This is a genomic window from Agrobacterium sp. 10T429 (genome assembly GCF_056393925.1).
Window position 1 is genome coordinate 84613 of record NZ_JBFTGV010000006.1, and the last position, 15203, is coordinate 99815.

The window sequence follows — 15203 nt, forward strand, 5'->3', positions numbered from 1 at the left end:
AAAAGGCGGCCCAAAGGGCCGCCCTTTCTCAAATCTCTGTAGCCTTATCGCTCAGGCCGCAAGCGCCCGCGCAACAGCCTTGCGGATATCCGGAAGCGCAAAAGGTTTTGAAACCACGTCCACGATCTTTTCTGCCAGATCATCAGCACGTTCGCGCTGTTCGGCATAACCCGTCATCAACAGGATGCGCATGGCCGGGAAGCGTTCGGCGGCGCGGTGCGCCAGCTCGATGCCATCCATGACCGGCATGCGGATATCCGAAAGAAGGAGATCGAAATTGGTTTCCTGAAGCTTCTCCAGCCCCTGCTCGCCGTCTGCCGCCTCATGGGTCTCGTGACCGTCGAGACGCAGCGCACGGGCAACGAAAGCCCGCAATGCATCCTCATCTTCGGTAATCAGAATCTTCGCCATTAATCATTGCTCCTGGGCATCATTTCCAGCCGTAAGCAACATCGCAGGCTCCTCTTTTCAAGAGGTAAACACCCAGGGTTTCGCTGGGTGAATGGTTAATGAGGCGTCTCCGGCATGTCCCATCCCGGCACGGCAGAAATCGTCAGGCGTCGCCCGTGACGACGCCTACGAAGGGCAGTTCGCGGAAGGCGTAAGCCACATCCATGCCGTAACCCACAACGAAATAATCGGGACATTCGAAACCGACATAGTCGGCCTCCAGATCTTCCTTGCGCTTGACCTTCTTGTCGAGCAGCACGGCGATGGTGACGTGACGGGCGCCGCGTTCGTAAAGCAGTTCCTTGGCGAAACGCAGCGTGCGGCCGGATTCGAGAATATCGTCGATCAGAAGAACATCGCGGTCCTTCACGTCGCTGTCGATATCCTTGACGATCTTCACCCCTTGCGAAACGGTGCCGGCACCGTAGCTCGAAAGCGTGATGAATTCGACTTCGGGGGCAAGGCCGCTGTCATGCAGCGCGCGGATGAGATCGGCCGCGAAAATGAACGATCCCTTGAGCACGGCGATGACCAGCAAATCCTTGGTCGGGCCGCTCGCTATATGCTTGGCCATGTCGCGATTGCGCTCGGCAATCTGCTCGGCGGTGTAAAGCGGCTCAATGTTTTTTCCACGGACGACGGGCATTCTTTCTCCTGTGCTGCGCCTTGCCGATTTTACCTTTCAGTAAAAATACGAAGACCACGCGTTAGCACAGTCAACGTTCGGAAGCACCCGCTTCGACGAAGGAAAGCTTGATCTCAGGCGTTTTTCCACCGGGATGGCGCAACTTTGCCGAAAATCCGTGGCTGAAACCGGGCTGCATCTGCCTGACCGGCGGTTCGATGACCATACTGGCGACCAGTTGCCCCTTGGCAACGAAGAGGTCGGCGCGAAGTGCCGGCACCTCTTCCAGAGCGGCACCGTTGTTCTCCACAATACCGTTGATGAGCAGGACATCCATGCCGCCAGCCTCCTGCGGCGTGATGGTGACATGAGAAATGGCAAGCGGGTTTGCGGCCGCAACGACCGGCTTTTCCGGCACGACCACCGACAGGCCGCCTGAGCAGATGAAAACAAAAATGACGAGCGCCGCAACCAGCGCCGAATAGGCATCCACAGACAGGCGCGACAATTTGCGGTCCACCCAGCCGATGAACGCGTAACCAAGAGCACTGGCGGTGACGGGCGGTTTTTCCATCTGCCGGCGCATCGCGCCGCGATTATCGTTTCCGGGCTGACGGACACGGTTTTCCTTGATGGTGACAAATTCCGCGTCTACCACATCGGGGCCGGTGTGGGCTGCCCGCGCCGTACGGCGCACTGGCGCTTCCGGCATCAGGAGGTCGAAATCGAATGCCGCTTGCCGGCGAGATGAACGGAACATAGCCATAGAATTCCTTGGGTGAGGTTTTCCGGCCCGCAAAACTGGGCATTGCAACGAATCCTGCCAAGTTTTAAATTTAATTGGTTAATGCTTCGCAAAAACGGCTCGCTAGGCCACCGGAACCGGGTTAAACGGCCCATCCGGGCCTCACGCGCCAGCGGTTTGCGAACCACCACGAAACGAAGAGACTGGAAGTCCGTTGATCCATTTCGAAAATGTCGGGTTGCGTTACGGCATGGGCCCCGAAATCCTGAGGGACATGACCTTCGACATTCCCAAGGGTTCGTTCCAGTTTCTGACCGGCCCTTCCGGTGCCGGCAAAACCACGTTCCTGCGCCTGCTGCTGATGTCGCTGCAGCCCACACGCGGCAATATCCGCATGTTCAACCGCGATGTGTCGCGCATTCCGCGCAGCGAGCTGCCCATGCTGCGCCGCCGCGTCGGCATCGTCTTTCAGGATTTCCGGCTGCTCGATCATCTGACGACCTATGAGAATGTCGCCCTGCCGCTGCGTGTGCGCGGCAAGGAAGAAAGCGCCTACCGCAACGACGTCATCGAGCTTCTGAAATGGGTCGGGCTTGGCGAGCGCATCAATGTGCTTCCGGCCATCCTCTCCGGTGGGGAAAAGCAACGCGCCGCCATTGCCCGCGCATTGATGGACCAGCCGGAAATCTTGCTGGCCGACGAGCCGACCGGCAACGTCGACCCGCCGATGGCCAAGCGCCTTCTCAACCTCTTTCTGGAGCTCAACCGGCTGGGTACCGCTGTGGTCATCGCCACCCATGATTTCGGCCTGATGGACCAGATCGACGCACGCCGGATGATCCTCACCGAAGGGCGGCTCGACATCTATGAATGAGATCAACCGCAAACAGTTAAGACCAGAGGCGACCGCACCGAAGCGGCCGCCGATGCGTATCCGCCCGATGGCACCCATTCTGCCGCCTTCCAACATTCAGGGCAATGCGCTGATGGTGGTGATCGCCATCATGGCCTTTCTCGCCTGCCTGACGCTTGGTGCCGTTTCCATGGTGCGTGCCACCGCCGCCACCTGGCAGAGCCAGATTTCCCGCGAAATCACCATTCAGATCAAACCCGAGGACGGGCTGGACATGAATGCAGCGCTCACCAAGGCGCGTACTCTGGCGCTCACCTTCGTCGGCACGCGGGATGGCACGATCCTCGATGACGCCGCCACCGCGCGTCTTCTGGAGCCGTGGCTCGGCAGTGGCCTCGATCTTTCCGAACTGCCGGTGCCGCGCCTCGTCGTGATTACCATCGATGAAAACCACCCGCCCGATTTTCAGGCCATGCGCGATATGCTGAAGGCTGAAATTCCACAGGCGTTTCTGGATGACCACCGTACATGGGTCGACAGGCTCGTCTCCATGGCCAGGACCACCGTCATGATCGGCGTCGGGGTCCTGATCCTCGTCTTCACCGCCATGGTGCTGACGGTGGTGTTTGCAACGCGCGGCGCGCTTTCCGGCAACCGGCACATCGTCGAGGTGCTGCATTTCGTCGGCGCCGAAAGCAGCTTCGTCGCGCGGGAATTCCAGAAGCACTTCCTGAAGATCAGCCTGAAAGGTGCGGCAGCGGGCAGCGCCCTTGCCGCGGTGGTTTTCCTTGCCGCCGGTTTCTGGCAATCGAGCACGGTCGCAACGCCGCAAAGCGATCAGGCAAGTGCGCTGTTCGGCTCTTTTTCCGTTGGCCTCAGTGGTTATATCGGCATCGCCACGACGATGATCATCATCGCGCTGCTCACCACGATCACCGCGCGTGTGACTGTCATCCGCACGATCGACGATATCGACCGCGTCCGTTCCGATCCGTCTAAAAGCGACGGTGTCGCATCGTGACGCCGTCTCCCGGATCTCGCGAGGAAACTGCACCCTTCACACGCCGGATGTAACTTGCGGACGGTGGACAAAAATGCCTGTTCCTTGCCTTAATCGGCGAGTATTCAGGAGGAATGTTTGTGAGTCGGACGGACCATGATCAGGAGCAGACGACCACGCGACAGGCAAAAAAGGGCCTGTTGTCGCGGAGAAGTCGCCTGCGCCGTTTTATTCGCGGTCTCATCCTGCTTTGCGTCATTACTCTCGGGGCCTTTTCCGGCGGTTTTTTGTGGTTCGCAGATTCGGTCGCCTCCATGCGCCCGCCCGAAGGCGCCAAGGGCGACGCGATCATCGTTCTGACCGGCGGTTATCAGCGCATCGAACAGGCGGTCGGCCTGCTGCGGGACGGCGTTGGCATGCGCCTTCTGATTTCCGGCGTCAATCCGGCCACCACCCGCACGCAAATCCGCAAGATGACGCAAGGCTCTTCGGACATGTTTTCCTGCTGCGTGGACATGGGCTACAAGGCCATAGACACCATCGGCAATGCCAACGAGGCGGCGAGCTGGATACGCGACCACGGTTATTCCTCCATCGTCGTCGTTACCAACAATTACCATATGCATCGCAGCCTGCATGAATTGCACAATGCCAGCCCGCAAACCCAATTCATCGCCTATCCCGTCATCAGCGCCGACCTTGCCCGCACTAACTGGTTCGCGGAGCCAGATGTGGTCCGAACCATGCTCTACGAATACATGAAATTCGTGATTGCAGCAGGACGCGACCTGACCGGGCTCGGCAAGGGCGATGGTCTGCGCAAGGCGGGCGCCGATCACCCCACGATCAAGGCGGCAACCTCCTCCCCGTGAATGGAAAGAACGGAGAGAACACGCTTGCTGCGGAGCCTTGTTTTCGTGTAGGCGTCTGGCATCGGCATCCGGCATCGAGGCGCGCCTGAGCTTCGGAACGGCTGCAACCCGGGAATTCTGTCGATGCTCAAGCTGCGCTCTTTTCTTTTCAATACGCTGTTTTATCTCAATCTGATTGTCCGCATGATCGTGCTCACGCCGATCTATTTCATCCTGCCGCGCAGAATAGCCTATGAAATCCCCAAGAACTGGGCGCGATCCAACCATTGGCTGATGAAGACCATTGTCGGCACCACCTTCGAGATCGAGGGGCTGGAAAACATTCCCGAAACCGGCTGTATCTTCGCCCCCAAACACCAGTCCTTCTGGGACACCTATGCGCTGCTGCCCAACCTTCCCGATCCGGTCTATATTCTGAAGCGCGAGCTTTTGTGGATCCCGCTGTTCGGCTGGTATGCGATGAAGCAGCGCATGATCCCGGTCAACCGCGCCGCGCGCGGCAAGGTGATGCTGAAGGTCATGGAGCGGGCGAGAGAGGAGATGGCGGCTGGCCGCGAACTCATAATCTATCCCGAAGGCACGCGCCGGCCACCGGGCGCTGAGCCCGAATATCGTTATGGCATCGCACGTCTTTACCGCGACCTCAAAGTCCCCGTCATTCCGGTCGCCATGCATCCCGGCCTCTTCTGGCCACGCCGCTCGACAATGCGTTATCCCGGCCATTTCAAGGTGCGGATCTTGCCGGCCATCGAGCCGGGACTGGACCCGGACGTGTTTTTCAAGACATTGATCGAGGTGACGGAAAAGGCGAGCGACGAGTTGCTGCTGGAGACCGCGCGCAACAATCCGCACCTGCCGCTGCCACCGACCGCCGTGAAGCGTATCGCAGAACTTCAGGGGCAAGACACTCCCGCCGGCTAAACCGCGATCGTGCCGACACTGGCGGCAATGCTTTCCAGCAGCGTGTCGCGAATACCCATATCCTGCAGATGCTGCACGGTATTGAAGACGTAATCGGTATTCGGGCCGGACCTGCCCGATGCGGCAGCCACGATCGTAGCCGCTTCCGCGACACCCAGACCACCAATATACTGCTCGTGGGCGGGATCGGCCACATAGGTCACGGCACTGCCGCGCGTGCCATCGGCGAGCGCAATGGCAACGACGCGTTCCTTGTAGACATTCGTTACAAGCTCGCGCTCGCGCAGATAGGCCATGACCGGACCATGGTCCGCTCCGCGCACGCGAAAGGCAACGCCGAGGCAGGAGCCGCCGCGCTCCAGACCGAGAACAAGGCCGGGCTTCTCCTCAGTGCCGCGGTACACATTTGAACTGATGCAGAGGGAGCGTCGATAACCGTGCAGCCGCGCCTGCTGCCTTTCCTCAAAGGCAAAGCCCGGGTTCCACATCAACGAACCGTAGCCAAAGACCCAAAAATCGTCCATATCCCAAGCCAAATCGAATTTATCTGAAGTCTGTTCATCGGAGATCAATATGGCATCGTCAAGCCAATCCGGCACGGTCAAAAAATTCCTCTGGCTTGGTATCGCCGTCGTGCTGGTTATCGGACTTTACACGGCCGGGTGGTTTTATGCCGCCGACAAGCTGAAGCAGACGGTTCTGAACGTCATCTCGCCTTCGCAGGCCAGAAACGTCAGCGGCGAATGCGGCGACATTGCCTTCAAGGGTTATCCGTTCCGCATCGGCCTTTTCTGCTCCAAGGTAACGGTGGACGACAAGCAGAATGGCGTTTCAGCCTCGTTTGGAGAATTGCGTTCCGCAGCGCAGGTCTACAATCCCGGCCACATTGTCTGGGAACTGGATGCACCGGCTGAAATCCGCACCGCGCATGGTCTGACGGTTTCAGCCCTCTGGCAGAACATGCAGTCGAGCATCGTCACCAAGCTTAGGGGTATCGACCGCACCTCGCTTGTCATTGACGGCCTGAAGGCTCAGGCAGTTTCCACCGTTACCGGCCAGACGATCGATTTCGATGCCGCCAAGACGGAAATGCATCTGCGCCAGAACGGCGCCGATCTAGACGGCGCGATAACGTTGACCGACTCGTCAACCGTCATCAAGGATTGGCCGCAACTTCTGCCGCGCCTCAACGCCATCGCCGATGTCACCCTTGCCGGCAAGGCGGGTATGGTAGACGGCAGCGATACGGCCGGGCTTTACGGTGCGAGCGGCGAGCTTCGCCGGCTGGTCGCTGATATCGGCGAAGGCCGCACCATGCGTATCAGCGGCCCCTTCTCCTTCGATAATGAGGGCTATCTCTCCGGCCAGTTCAAGCTGGAGATCGAAAAGCTTGACGCCTGGTCGGACAATGCCAAGCAGGCGTTTCCGCAGCTGCAATCCACCATCGATACCGCCCGCAAAATGCTCCGCGCACTCGCCGGCGGCGGCGACAGGGCGTCCGTCGACCTCGTGGTGGATCGCGGCCGCGCCACCGTCAGCGGTTTCATTCCGCTGGGGAAGATCCCGCCGATTTAACAGAGAGCTTTTGTAAAAAACACCTCAGCGGCATCCTGAATTTTTGAAAGATGCAGGATGCCGGCTTCTTTGTATCCATTGCGACGATGCCACATCTGCGGTTCCCGCTCGTCCTGCTGGCTGGACGTCATCACCAGTGAGGCACCCTGCTCACGCATCAGAGTTTCCCAAAAAACTGTAAGCGTTGCGCCGACGCCATGTCCCCGAAACTCGGGAACGACGCGGATCATGTCCATGTAGGGAATCTTACCCCAGAACATCGAGAACCGCAGAAAACCGACTAGAATCGTATCTTCTTTCGCGACGAGATATTCGCGGCGTCCGACGCAACGCCGCAACCAATCCTCATCGATCCATTTGTCTTCCCGCAGCAGCCATTCGATATCGTCATCCGTCGCCGCCGATATCAATATCACTTCAGCGCCCTACTTCTTCTGATCCAGCGCGTGACGCCCAAAGTCAGGCGTATCGACGTCCTGACCGGCCTCGATGATGGAGCGGCGGATGGAGCGTGTGCGGGAAAACAGTTCGAACAGCTTGTCGCCCTCCCCCCAGCGGATCGCCCTTTGCAGCGAAGCAAGGTCTTCCGAGAACCGTGCCAGCATTTCGAGGATGGCATCCTTGTTGTGCAGGCAGACATCGCGCCACATGGTGGGGTCCGAGGCGGCGAGACGCGTGAAATCTCGGAAGCCGGAAGCGGAATATTTGATGACTTCCGACTCGGTTACCGTCTCCAGATCGTCCGCCGTGCCGACGATGTTGTAGGCGATGATGTGCGGCAGATGCGAAACGATCGCCAGAACCTTGTCGTGGTGTTCGGCATCCATTTCATCCACACGCGAGCCGAGCGCCCGCCAGAAATCCTTGAGCCTTTCCAGCGCCTCCGCATCCGTGCCCGGCAGCGGCGTGAAGATGCACCAGCGCTCGCGGAAAAGACCGGAAAAACCGGCATCCGGGCCGGATTTTTCCGTACCCGCCAGCGGATGTCCGGGAATGAAATGCACATTGTCAGGCATATGCGGCGCCATCTGCGCGATGACAGAGGCCTTGGTAGAGCCGACATCGGTGACGATGGCGCCGGGCTTCAGATGCGGCGCGATCTGCTCGGCAACCGCCCCGGATGAACCGACCGGCACTGAAACGATGACAAGATCAGCATCCGTGACGGCCTGCGCGGCGGATGTCGTATACTCGCTTCCAAGCGCCAGTTCCTCTGCCCGCTTCAGCGTTTCCGCGCTGCGGGTGGAAATCGTGACATGCCGGGCAAGACCCAGTTCCTTGATGTCGCGCGCAATAGACGAGCCGATCAGGCCGATGCCAACAAGCGCGATGCGCTCAAACATGATCTCGCCCATTACGCCTGCCCCATGAACTCGGTGAGCGCGGCGATGACGCCAAGATTGGCTTCTTCCGAACCAACCGTCATACGCAAGGCATTGGGGAAACCGTAACCGCGCACGGCACGCAGGATATAACCGCGGCGGCTCAGGAAGTCGTCCGCATCTGGTGCACGCTTGCCATCCTGGTCCGGGAAATGGATGAGGACAAAGTTGGTGACTGATGGCGTGACCTTGAGGCCGAGACAGGTGAAGACCGTCGTGAGTTTCTCCAGCCAGAGCGTGTTGTGAGAGATCGCCTTTTCCAGGAATGCCTGATCGCGGATGGCCGCGGCACCCGCTGCGATCGCCGGCGCGCTCATGTTGAACGGACCACGCACCCGGTTCAGCGCATCGATGATGGCGGCCGGACCATACATCCAGCCGACGCGCAGTGCGGCCAGACCGTAAACCTTGGAGAAGGTGCGCGTCATCACCACGTTGCGGTTGCCAGACACCAGCTCGAGACCGGCCTCGTAGTCGTTCTTGCGTACATATTCGGCATAAGCCGCATCAAGCACGAGCACGACATGTTTCGGCAGACCAGCCTGAAGGCGGCGGATTTCCGCGACCGGAACATAGGTGCCGGTGGGATTGCCGGGATTGGCGATGAAAACCATCTTCGTCCTTGGCGTGACGGCGGCGAGAATCGCGTCCACATCGACGGCGCAATCCTTTTCCTTCACCGTCACCGGCGTTGCGCCCGCACCCATGATCTGGATCTTGTAGACGAGGAAACCGTGTTCGGTGATGATCGCCTCATCGCCCGTACCCAGATAGACGTGGCAGAGCAGGCCAAGAAGCTCATCCGAGCCGTTACCGCACATGATATTCGCTATGTTGAGGCCATGCACGTCTGCAATCGCCTGACGCAGCGCAATCGCCTGTCCGTCGGGATAGATTTCCAGATGGCTGGCGGTGGCGGCGAATGCCTCGATCGCCTTCGGGCTTGGCCCGAGCGGCGTTTCGTTGGAGGAGAGCTTATAAACCTTCGCGACGCCATCCACGTGTTCCTTGCCGGGAACATAAGCGGCGATATCCAGAATACCCGGACGCGGAAGAGGTTGGCTAAGCTCTGCACTCATTTGATCGACCTTCGGAAATGCGCCGGGGAGCCCGGCAAAAGCAATGCCGGAGGCATTAGACCGGAATGGCCCCTTTGTCGAGGGTCAGCGCGGCTTTCCGTGCTTTGCGGCGGTGCGGGTGGTGGGCACACCCTGAGGCGCCAGGACCGGCACGAAAACCCGGCGTGAGGCGCGCTGGGTAACGGGCAATCCCTGATAGAGACGTTTCTGTGCCTCAACCACGATAACGCCGGAAAACAGCGGCCAGAGCCTGCGGCCGGTAAGCTCAAGGTATCGGCGGAATTTCAGTACCGGGCGGCTGGTGGTGGGCGGAAAGAACAGCGCTTCGGCGCTTGCCCCCGGCGTAAAATTGGTCTCGCGCAGAAGCGCCGTCAACTGCCCGCGCGAATAGGGGCGGCCCGAGCCGAAAGGTGTGTGTTCCATGCGTGCCCAGACCCCACGCCTGTTCGGCACCACGATCACCAGACGCCCGCCGGGCGCCAGCACCCGCCAGAGTTCTTTCAGGGTTTCGCGCGGATTTTCGGCAAATTCCAGAGCATGCACCATCAACACCCGGTCTATCGACGAATCGGGTAGCGGCAGCTCCTCGTCAAACACCAGCGCCGTGGAGGAAAGCTCGCCTGCCGGCCAGTTCACCGCTCCCTGCCCCGCCGGCATGAAGGCAAAGGTGCGCTCCGTGTCATGACGGAACCGCTCCAGAAACGGCACGGCGTAACCGAGGCCGACCAGCCTTTCCTCCGGCAAAGGCGGCCAGAGCGATGAAAGCGCCATGGTGATCGCCTGCTCGGCCGAGCGGCCAAGCGGGGAATGATAGAATTCGCGCAGATCGACGATATCGGTGTTCATGGGCGAGAATGTAGCATCAGGCGGTTGGACTTCAAGGCGTCTGCGCCTACATTGAAATTCAGGCGGACAAATGCGCCGGCTAAGGTCGGCAAATGGAGAGGACCACGATGAAACCTTTGGAAATAGACGTCTTTCTTTGCCGCAGTGATAATTTTGGCGTTCTGCTGCACGATCCAGAAAGCGGGGCGACCGCCGCGATCGATGCGCCGGAGGAAGGCCCCATCCTGCAGGCTCTTCATGGGCATGGCTGGAAGCTCACGCATATCTTCACCACCCATCACCATCAGGACCATGTGGAAGCCAATCTGGCGCTGAAGGACAAATTCCAGTGCGAAATACATGGCCCACATGATGAGGCGATTGCGATCCCCGGTCTCGACCGGTCCCAGGCCGATGGCGACGAGTTCGAATTTGCCGGACGGCGCGTTCAGGTCATTGCCACACCCGGTCATACGGCGGGGCATATCTGCTACTACCTTCCCGATGACGGCCTGCTGTTTGCTGCCGATACGCTGTTCGCCATGGGTTGCGGTCGCCTGTTCGAACGTACGGCAACAGATATGTGGCACTCTTTCCAGAAGTTAATGGCGCTGCCGGATGACACGAAAGTCTATTTCGGCCACGAATATACACTTTCGAATGCCCGTTTCGCGCTCACCGTCGATCCTGATAACGCAGCTCTAATCGAGCGCGCCGAAAGCGTCGAAAAGGCGCGGCAGGCGAATGAATTCACCATTCCCACCACCATCGGGCTGGAAAAACAGACCAACCCTTATATGCGGGTGGCCGATGCTAGCATCCGCAGTCATCTTGGCCTTGAAGGCGCAACCGATGCCGAAGTCTTTGCCGAAATCCGCACACGCAAGGACAATTTCTGATGGGCGCCGATCTGTCTTCGGCAGCGATCATTCGCGAACTGGAACTGGAGCCGCACCCCGAGGGCGGCTTTTACCACCAGACATTTCGCGACAAGGCAGGTGGTGAGCGCGGCCATTCGACGGCGATCTATTATCTTCTGGAAAAGGGGACGCGCTCTCACTGGCATCGCGTCACCGATGCGGTGGAGGTCTGGCACTATTATGCCGGCGCTCCGATCACCCTGCATCTTTCCGAAGATGGCAGGGAGGTACAGACCTTTACCCTCGGCCCCGACATTCTGGAAGGCGAGCGCCCGCAGGTGATCGTACCTGCCAATTGCTGGCAATCGGCAGAAAGCCTCGGCGACTTCACCCTCGTCGGCTGCACCGTCTCGCCGGGTTTCGCCTTTTCAAGCTTCGTGATGGCCGAACCCGGCTGGTCGCCGGGCGATACGCCGTAACTGCATCAGCCGCCATATTTGGTGGCGGTGATGTAGACTTGGCCTACCCGCGTCGGAATGACGGCGTAGACCGGAGCATACACATCCATATTGTCGGATTTGGCGAACCAGATCTCCATGGAAATGGATTTCAGGTATTCGATATCCTTGCGCCCCTGGCGATAACCCGACTTTGGCACGTAACGCGCCTTGCAGACCACGGCATCGCCGCTGAAGCCATTCGTCTTGAAGGGCTTGGTGCCGCTGGGGCTCAACACCAGATCCAGCCGCGATTCGCCGTCATAGATCGGCAGGCGCGACGGGCAGATGCGGCCGCCGGCGGGAATGATGAGACCAGAGATTGGATCGAGGACGGAGCGCAGGTCGCCGTCCTTCACATTCACCCAATTGTCCGGCCGCGCCTTCGGCTCCGGTTTCACCGTCGTCGATGTGACGTTGCCGTTACGATAGACCACATCATAGGTCCGCACCCGCTTGCCGTCCTTGTAAACAAGCGAATATGTATTCGCCTGCAGCCGATGGCCGCGTTTGGCACCCGAAATCGTCGTCTTGCCGGAAATATCCGCCAGAACGCTTGCAAGCCCTGCTGAGCTGAAGGAACCGGAAATCGAATAGTTCGGGCCGTTCATGCGAGTCGAAAAACTCGCCTTGGCAATTGGTAGAATACCGAGATTGATGCTGTATTCGCTTGTATGGCGGGCTTCGGCGGCGAGCGAGGGAGATACGCCTGCAAACGCCATTGTCACAGCCATGAAAATGCTTTTTCCTCTGGCAATCATTTGGATATCACCTTAAAAGAGGCGCGGAAGCGGCCTTATGGGGCGATCATATACGCCGACTTGTGGCAATAAAAAAGCGGATGCCGGTTGAAAACGCCGGAATTTCCTTTCATTTGCTCGCGAGCGGCTTGACTGTTAAGTCCCGTCTGACTATAGAACCGCAACTTTCCAATCATGGCCAGTTGGATTGCCACCACGGTTTTGCCGGTGGCGAGCCAGTGGTGAAACAGACAAACGAAATAGGTGTACCCATGTCCCGTGTATGCGAATTGACCGGCAAGGGCGTCCAGACGGGCAACAACGTCAGCCACGCCAACAACAAGACCAAGCGCCGGTTCCTTCCGAACCTCTGCCAGGTTACGTTGATCTCCGATGCTCTCGGCCAGCGTTTCCGCCTGCGTGTTTCCGCAGCAGCTCTGCGCTCCGTTGAACATCGTGGCGGCCTCGATGCCTTCCTTCTGAAGTCCGGCGAAAACGAACTGAGCATGCGCGCTCGTCTCCTGCGCCGCCAGATCGCCAAGAAGACGGCCGAAGCTGCTTAATTAGCGGTTTCGACATCACTGATATTCAGAAGGCTTGAATGGCTTTTGCCGCTCAAGCCTTTTGCTTGTTCTAATTCGGCTCCAACTGGTGGCATCACCCAGGATAAAAAAATGCCCTACCTGCGCTACACGCTCATTTACGTTCTGCTGATGACACTGGTGGTCGTCGCGTCCAATATTCTGGTGCAATACCCGCTTTCCGGATCGCTGTTCGGCGTCAATCTCGGCGATCTTTTGACCTGGGGTGCCTTTACCTATCCGGTCGCCTTTCTCGTCACAGACCTTACAAACCGCCAGTTCGGCCCGTCAGTCGCGCGCCGCGTCGTACTTGCCGGTTTTATTGTTGGTGTCACACTGTCCTTCTGGACCTCGATCCCGCGTATCGCCGTTGCCTCCGGCACCGCCTATCTGATTGGCCAGCTGCTCGATATTTCCGTATTCAACCGCCTGCGCCGCCAGCGCTGGTGGCACGCACCTCTTGCCGGCTCCATGCTGGGTTCGGTGCTGGATACCGCGCTGTTCTTCTCCATCGCCTTTGCTGCGAGTTTCTCCTTCGTCGGTCCCAACGATGCCTTCGCCATTGAAAATGCCCCCGTGCTCGGCATCTTCGCTCTGGAGGCACCGCGCTGGATTTCCTGGGCGCTCGGCGACCTCTCGGTGAAGATCCTCGTCGGCCTCGTGATGCTCCTGCCCTACGGCGCACTGATGAACACGCTGAAGCCGATGCCAAAGGTCGCCAAATCGGGCTGACACCATTGTCATCCAGGTTTAAGGCTGGGGTGGGAGCGTGGATCGAATCGCGCTTGCAAACCAGCCGACTGCGTTGCAGTGTGCGGTCCGTGGCACAGCTCAGAGGCAGGCAGATATGCAGATCAATGACGTTATCGATATTGTGGAGGCCGCCAGCGCCACGCTTTCAGGCTCCAGCTTCAACGACGTCAATCTGTCGGGTACGGTGTTCAACGACGTCAATCTCGCCGGAACCAGCTTCAACCAGATCAACTTTTCCGGCGCGTCATTTACTGACAGCAACATGTCCGGCTGGTCGATCGACGATGTTAATCTTTCCGGTCTGAAACTGAGCAACGCCAACCTGTCCGGCGCGCAGATAACAGGATGCCGAATGACAGGGATGAAGATCGACGGCATTCCCGTCGAGGATCTGATGGCTGCCTACAAGGCGGCGCAGCAGGTGTGAGCCTTCACTCCACCAGCTTGAATTCCAACATCAGATTGCGCTGGAGAAATGAGTGATTGTCATCGGAAACGATGATGAGGCGCGTGGAACCATCAGGCCCCTTCACCACATCCATGCCTTCCATATTATCGATCTGGTAGACCATGCCCGCTTCCAGCAGGATTTCGCCATCCACCACCGCGCCTGGCCTGATATCGGCAGCCTTGATGCGGCGGATGCGCATCCCCACCCCTTCAGCGAAATTGAAGCGGCGCTCCAGAAGCAGCAGGTCGCCATTGGGCAGGAAAGCGCCGTCCGTCACGTCGAATGAGGGGTGATGGGTGACCGCGAATGTGCCCTTCAACGGGCCTTCCAGTATGGCGGCGAGAAGATTGCCGTCGGCATCGATGCTTTTCTCAGCCACCACGACAAGGGCACCGGCAAGCGGCGAATCGGCCGGCGAGACCGCAAGGGCCTCCATGCCGCCATTGTGGCGCAGTTCGCTGTTGGGAATGAGATGAGGCAGGCGGCTGAGCGGCTTTGAGGTCTCGAACCCCGGATCGGGATAGGCATCGATCCTGTGCCGCTGCTCGTAGCTGACGAATACCTTGCCATCCCGCAGCGCCAGACCTTCCGCATCCATTTCCATCTTGCGGGAAGGTTCACGGCCGCTGGCATCCAGCATGGCAGTGATACGCACGTCAGCCAACCCGGACAGCGCGCCCGACGGGCCGCGTGCGATCTTGCCCGTGAGCCAGTGGCCGGTATCCAGCACAGCAACGAATTCCTGCCCGTTTGGGCGAAAGCGGATGGAGGATATGGCACCGAATAGTTTTTCCGGCGTGCTCATCACCATGCCGCCGATAAATTCCAGCTTGCCGAAACGCTTGGCGCTGGTGCCTACCTCGAAGCCTGACAACAGACGAACGCTGACCGGAACATCGATGGTCGATGCGCCAATGGGAACCGGAACAAGCGCTGTGACCGCAAGAACTGCAGCCATCGCCAGCGATTTACAGGAAAGAAAAGCCCGGCCCCG

The 15203-nt window shown here is 59.1% G+C and carries 20 protein-coding genes; 10 read left to right on the top strand and 10 right to left on the bottom strand.

The window, feature by feature from the left end; all coding sequences use genetic code 11:
- Positions 1–51: 51 nt before the first annotated feature.
- From AC1DCP_RS15150 to AC1DCP_RS15160, 3 genes are all read right to left on the bottom strand, one after another.
- Entirely contained in the window at positions 52–411 is a 360-nt protein-coding gene (locus AC1DCP_RS15150; RefSeq protein WP_003511329.1) for a response regulator, read from the bottom strand.
- A 142-nt stretch (positions 412–553) separates the two neighbouring features.
- A complete protein-coding gene (hpt, locus tag AC1DCP_RS15155; RefSeq protein ID WP_003511330.1) occupies positions 554–1096 on the bottom strand; it encodes a hypoxanthine phosphoribosyltransferase in 543 nt (180 codons plus the stop codon).
- A 70-nt stretch (positions 1097–1166) separates the two neighbouring features.
- Positions 1167–1835 carry a hypothetical protein gene (locus tag AC1DCP_RS15160; RefSeq protein WP_333717982.1) on the bottom strand — a complete coding sequence of 223 codons (669 nt, stop codon included), beginning with the start codon at positions 1833–1835 and terminating at the stop codon, positions 1167–1169.
- 199 nt (positions 1836–2034) lie between these two features.
- Here AC1DCP_RS15160 and ftsE point away from each other — a divergent pair, with 199 nt between their 5' ends.
- From ftsE to AC1DCP_RS15180, 4 genes are all read left to right on the top strand, one after another.
- Entirely contained in the window at positions 2035–2694 is a 660-nt protein-coding gene (ftsE, locus tag AC1DCP_RS15165; protein WP_003511334.1) for a cell division ATP-binding protein FtsE, read from the top strand.
- Complete coding sequence (locus AC1DCP_RS15170; protein WP_112161100.1) at positions 2687–3694, top strand: cell division protein FtsX; 1008 nt, start codon at positions 2687–2689, stop codon at positions 3692–3694. The genes ftsE and AC1DCP_RS15170 overlap by 8 nt, the downstream gene beginning before the upstream one ends.
- 113 nt (positions 3695–3807) lie before the next feature.
- Positions 3808–4545: a YdcF family protein gene (locus AC1DCP_RS15175; protein ID WP_421611604.1), complete on the top strand. Its 738-nt coding sequence runs from the start codon at positions 3808–3810 to the stop codon at positions 4543–4545.
- A gap of 123 nt (positions 4546–4668) precedes the next feature.
- Positions 4669–5466, top strand: coding sequence for a lysophospholipid acyltransferase family protein (locus tag AC1DCP_RS15180; protein ID WP_025595414.1), 798 nt, complete (start codon positions 4669–4671; stop codon positions 5464–5466).
- Here the strand turns inward: AC1DCP_RS15180 and AC1DCP_RS15185 are convergent.
- Positions 5463–5990 (bottom strand): gamma-glutamylcyclotransferase, encoded by a 528-nt coding sequence (locus AC1DCP_RS15185; protein ID WP_013761788.1) that lies wholly within the window; start codon positions 5988–5990, stop codon positions 5463–5465. The genes AC1DCP_RS15180 and AC1DCP_RS15185 overlap by 4 nt on opposite strands.
- Before the next feature lie 49 nt (positions 5991–6039).
- On the opposite strand from AC1DCP_RS15185, the gene AC1DCP_RS15190 reads away from it, so the two are divergent.
- Positions 6040–7041 carry a DUF2125 domain-containing protein gene (locus AC1DCP_RS15190; RefSeq protein ID WP_013761789.1) on the top strand — a complete coding sequence of 334 codons (1002 nt, stop codon included), beginning with the start codon at positions 6040–6042 and terminating at the stop codon, positions 7039–7041.
- On the opposite strand, the gene AC1DCP_RS15195 is transcribed toward AC1DCP_RS15190, so the two are convergent.
- The 4 genes from AC1DCP_RS15195 to AC1DCP_RS15210 all read right to left on the bottom strand — a co-directional run bounded on the left by AC1DCP_RS15195 (position 7038) and on the right by AC1DCP_RS15210 (position 10348).
- On the bottom strand, positions 7038–7457 hold the full coding sequence (locus tag AC1DCP_RS15195; RefSeq protein ID WP_013761790.1) for a GNAT family N-acetyltransferase: 420 nt from the start codon (positions 7455–7457) through the stop codon (positions 7038–7040). The two genes, AC1DCP_RS15190 and AC1DCP_RS15195, sit on opposite strands and share 4 nt — an antisense overlap.
- Before the next feature lie 9 nt (positions 7458–7466).
- Positions 7467–8396, bottom strand: coding sequence for a prephenate/arogenate dehydrogenase family protein (locus tag AC1DCP_RS15200; RefSeq protein ID WP_013761791.1), 930 nt, complete (start codon positions 8394–8396; stop codon positions 7467–7469).
- Positions 8396–9502 carry a histidinol-phosphate transaminase gene (gene hisC, locus AC1DCP_RS15205; protein ID WP_013761792.1) on the bottom strand — a complete coding sequence of 369 codons (1107 nt, stop codon included), beginning with the start codon at positions 9500–9502 and terminating at the stop codon, positions 8396–8398. The genes AC1DCP_RS15200 and hisC overlap by 1 nt, the downstream gene beginning before the upstream one ends.
- Before the next feature lie 84 nt (positions 9503–9586).
- A complete protein-coding gene (locus AC1DCP_RS15210; protein WP_003511344.1) occupies positions 9587–10348 on the bottom strand; it encodes a class I SAM-dependent methyltransferase in 762 nt (253 codons plus the stop codon).
- Positions 10349–10455: 107 nt separating this feature from the next.
- Here AC1DCP_RS15210 and gloB point away from each other — a divergent pair, with 107 nt between their 5' ends.
- Together gloB and AC1DCP_RS15220 are read left to right on the top strand one after the other, a co-directional pair.
- Positions 10456–11226, top strand: a complete 771-nt coding sequence (gene gloB, locus AC1DCP_RS15215) for a hydroxyacylglutathione hydrolase (protein WP_013761793.1) — start codon at positions 10456–10458, stop codon at positions 11224–11226.
- Positions 11226–11666, top strand: a complete 441-nt coding sequence (locus AC1DCP_RS15220; protein WP_013761794.1) for a cupin domain-containing protein — start codon at positions 11226–11228, stop codon at positions 11664–11666. The genes gloB and AC1DCP_RS15220 overlap by 1 nt, the downstream gene beginning before the upstream one ends.
- Positions 11667–11671: 5 nt before the next feature.
- Here the strand turns inward: AC1DCP_RS15220 and AC1DCP_RS15225 are convergent, their stop codons facing one another.
- Entirely contained in the window at positions 11672–12445 is a 774-nt protein-coding gene (locus AC1DCP_RS15225; protein ID WP_013761795.1) for a DUF3108 domain-containing protein, read from the bottom strand.
- 251 nt (positions 12446–12696) lie between these two features.
- On the opposite strand from AC1DCP_RS15225, the gene rpmB reads away from it, so the two are divergent.
- The 3 genes from rpmB (at position 12697) to AC1DCP_RS15240 (ending at position 14185) form a co-directional block, all read left to right on the top strand.
- The gene (rpmB, locus tag AC1DCP_RS15230; protein ID WP_003509888.1) at positions 12697–12987 is read left to right on the top strand and encodes a 50S ribosomal protein L28; all 291 of its coding nucleotides are present in this window, start codon (positions 12697–12699) and stop codon (positions 12985–12987) included.
- Positions 12988–13098: 111 nt separating this feature from the next.
- Positions 13099–13737, top strand: a complete 639-nt coding sequence (locus tag AC1DCP_RS15235) for a queuosine precursor transporter (protein ID WP_003511348.1) — start codon at positions 13099–13101, stop codon at positions 13735–13737.
- 115 nt (positions 13738–13852) lie between these two features.
- Positions 13853–14185, top strand: a complete 333-nt coding sequence (locus AC1DCP_RS15240) for a pentapeptide repeat-containing protein (RefSeq protein ID WP_013761796.1) — start codon at positions 13853–13855, stop codon at positions 14183–14185.
- A gap of 4 nt (positions 14186–14189) precedes the next feature.
- On the opposite strand, the gene AC1DCP_RS15245 is transcribed toward AC1DCP_RS15240, so the two are convergent.
- Entirely contained in the window at positions 14190–15167 is a 978-nt protein-coding gene (locus AC1DCP_RS15245; protein WP_041694705.1) for an esterase-like activity of phytase family protein, read from the bottom strand.
- Positions 15168–15203 lie beyond the last annotated feature (36 nt).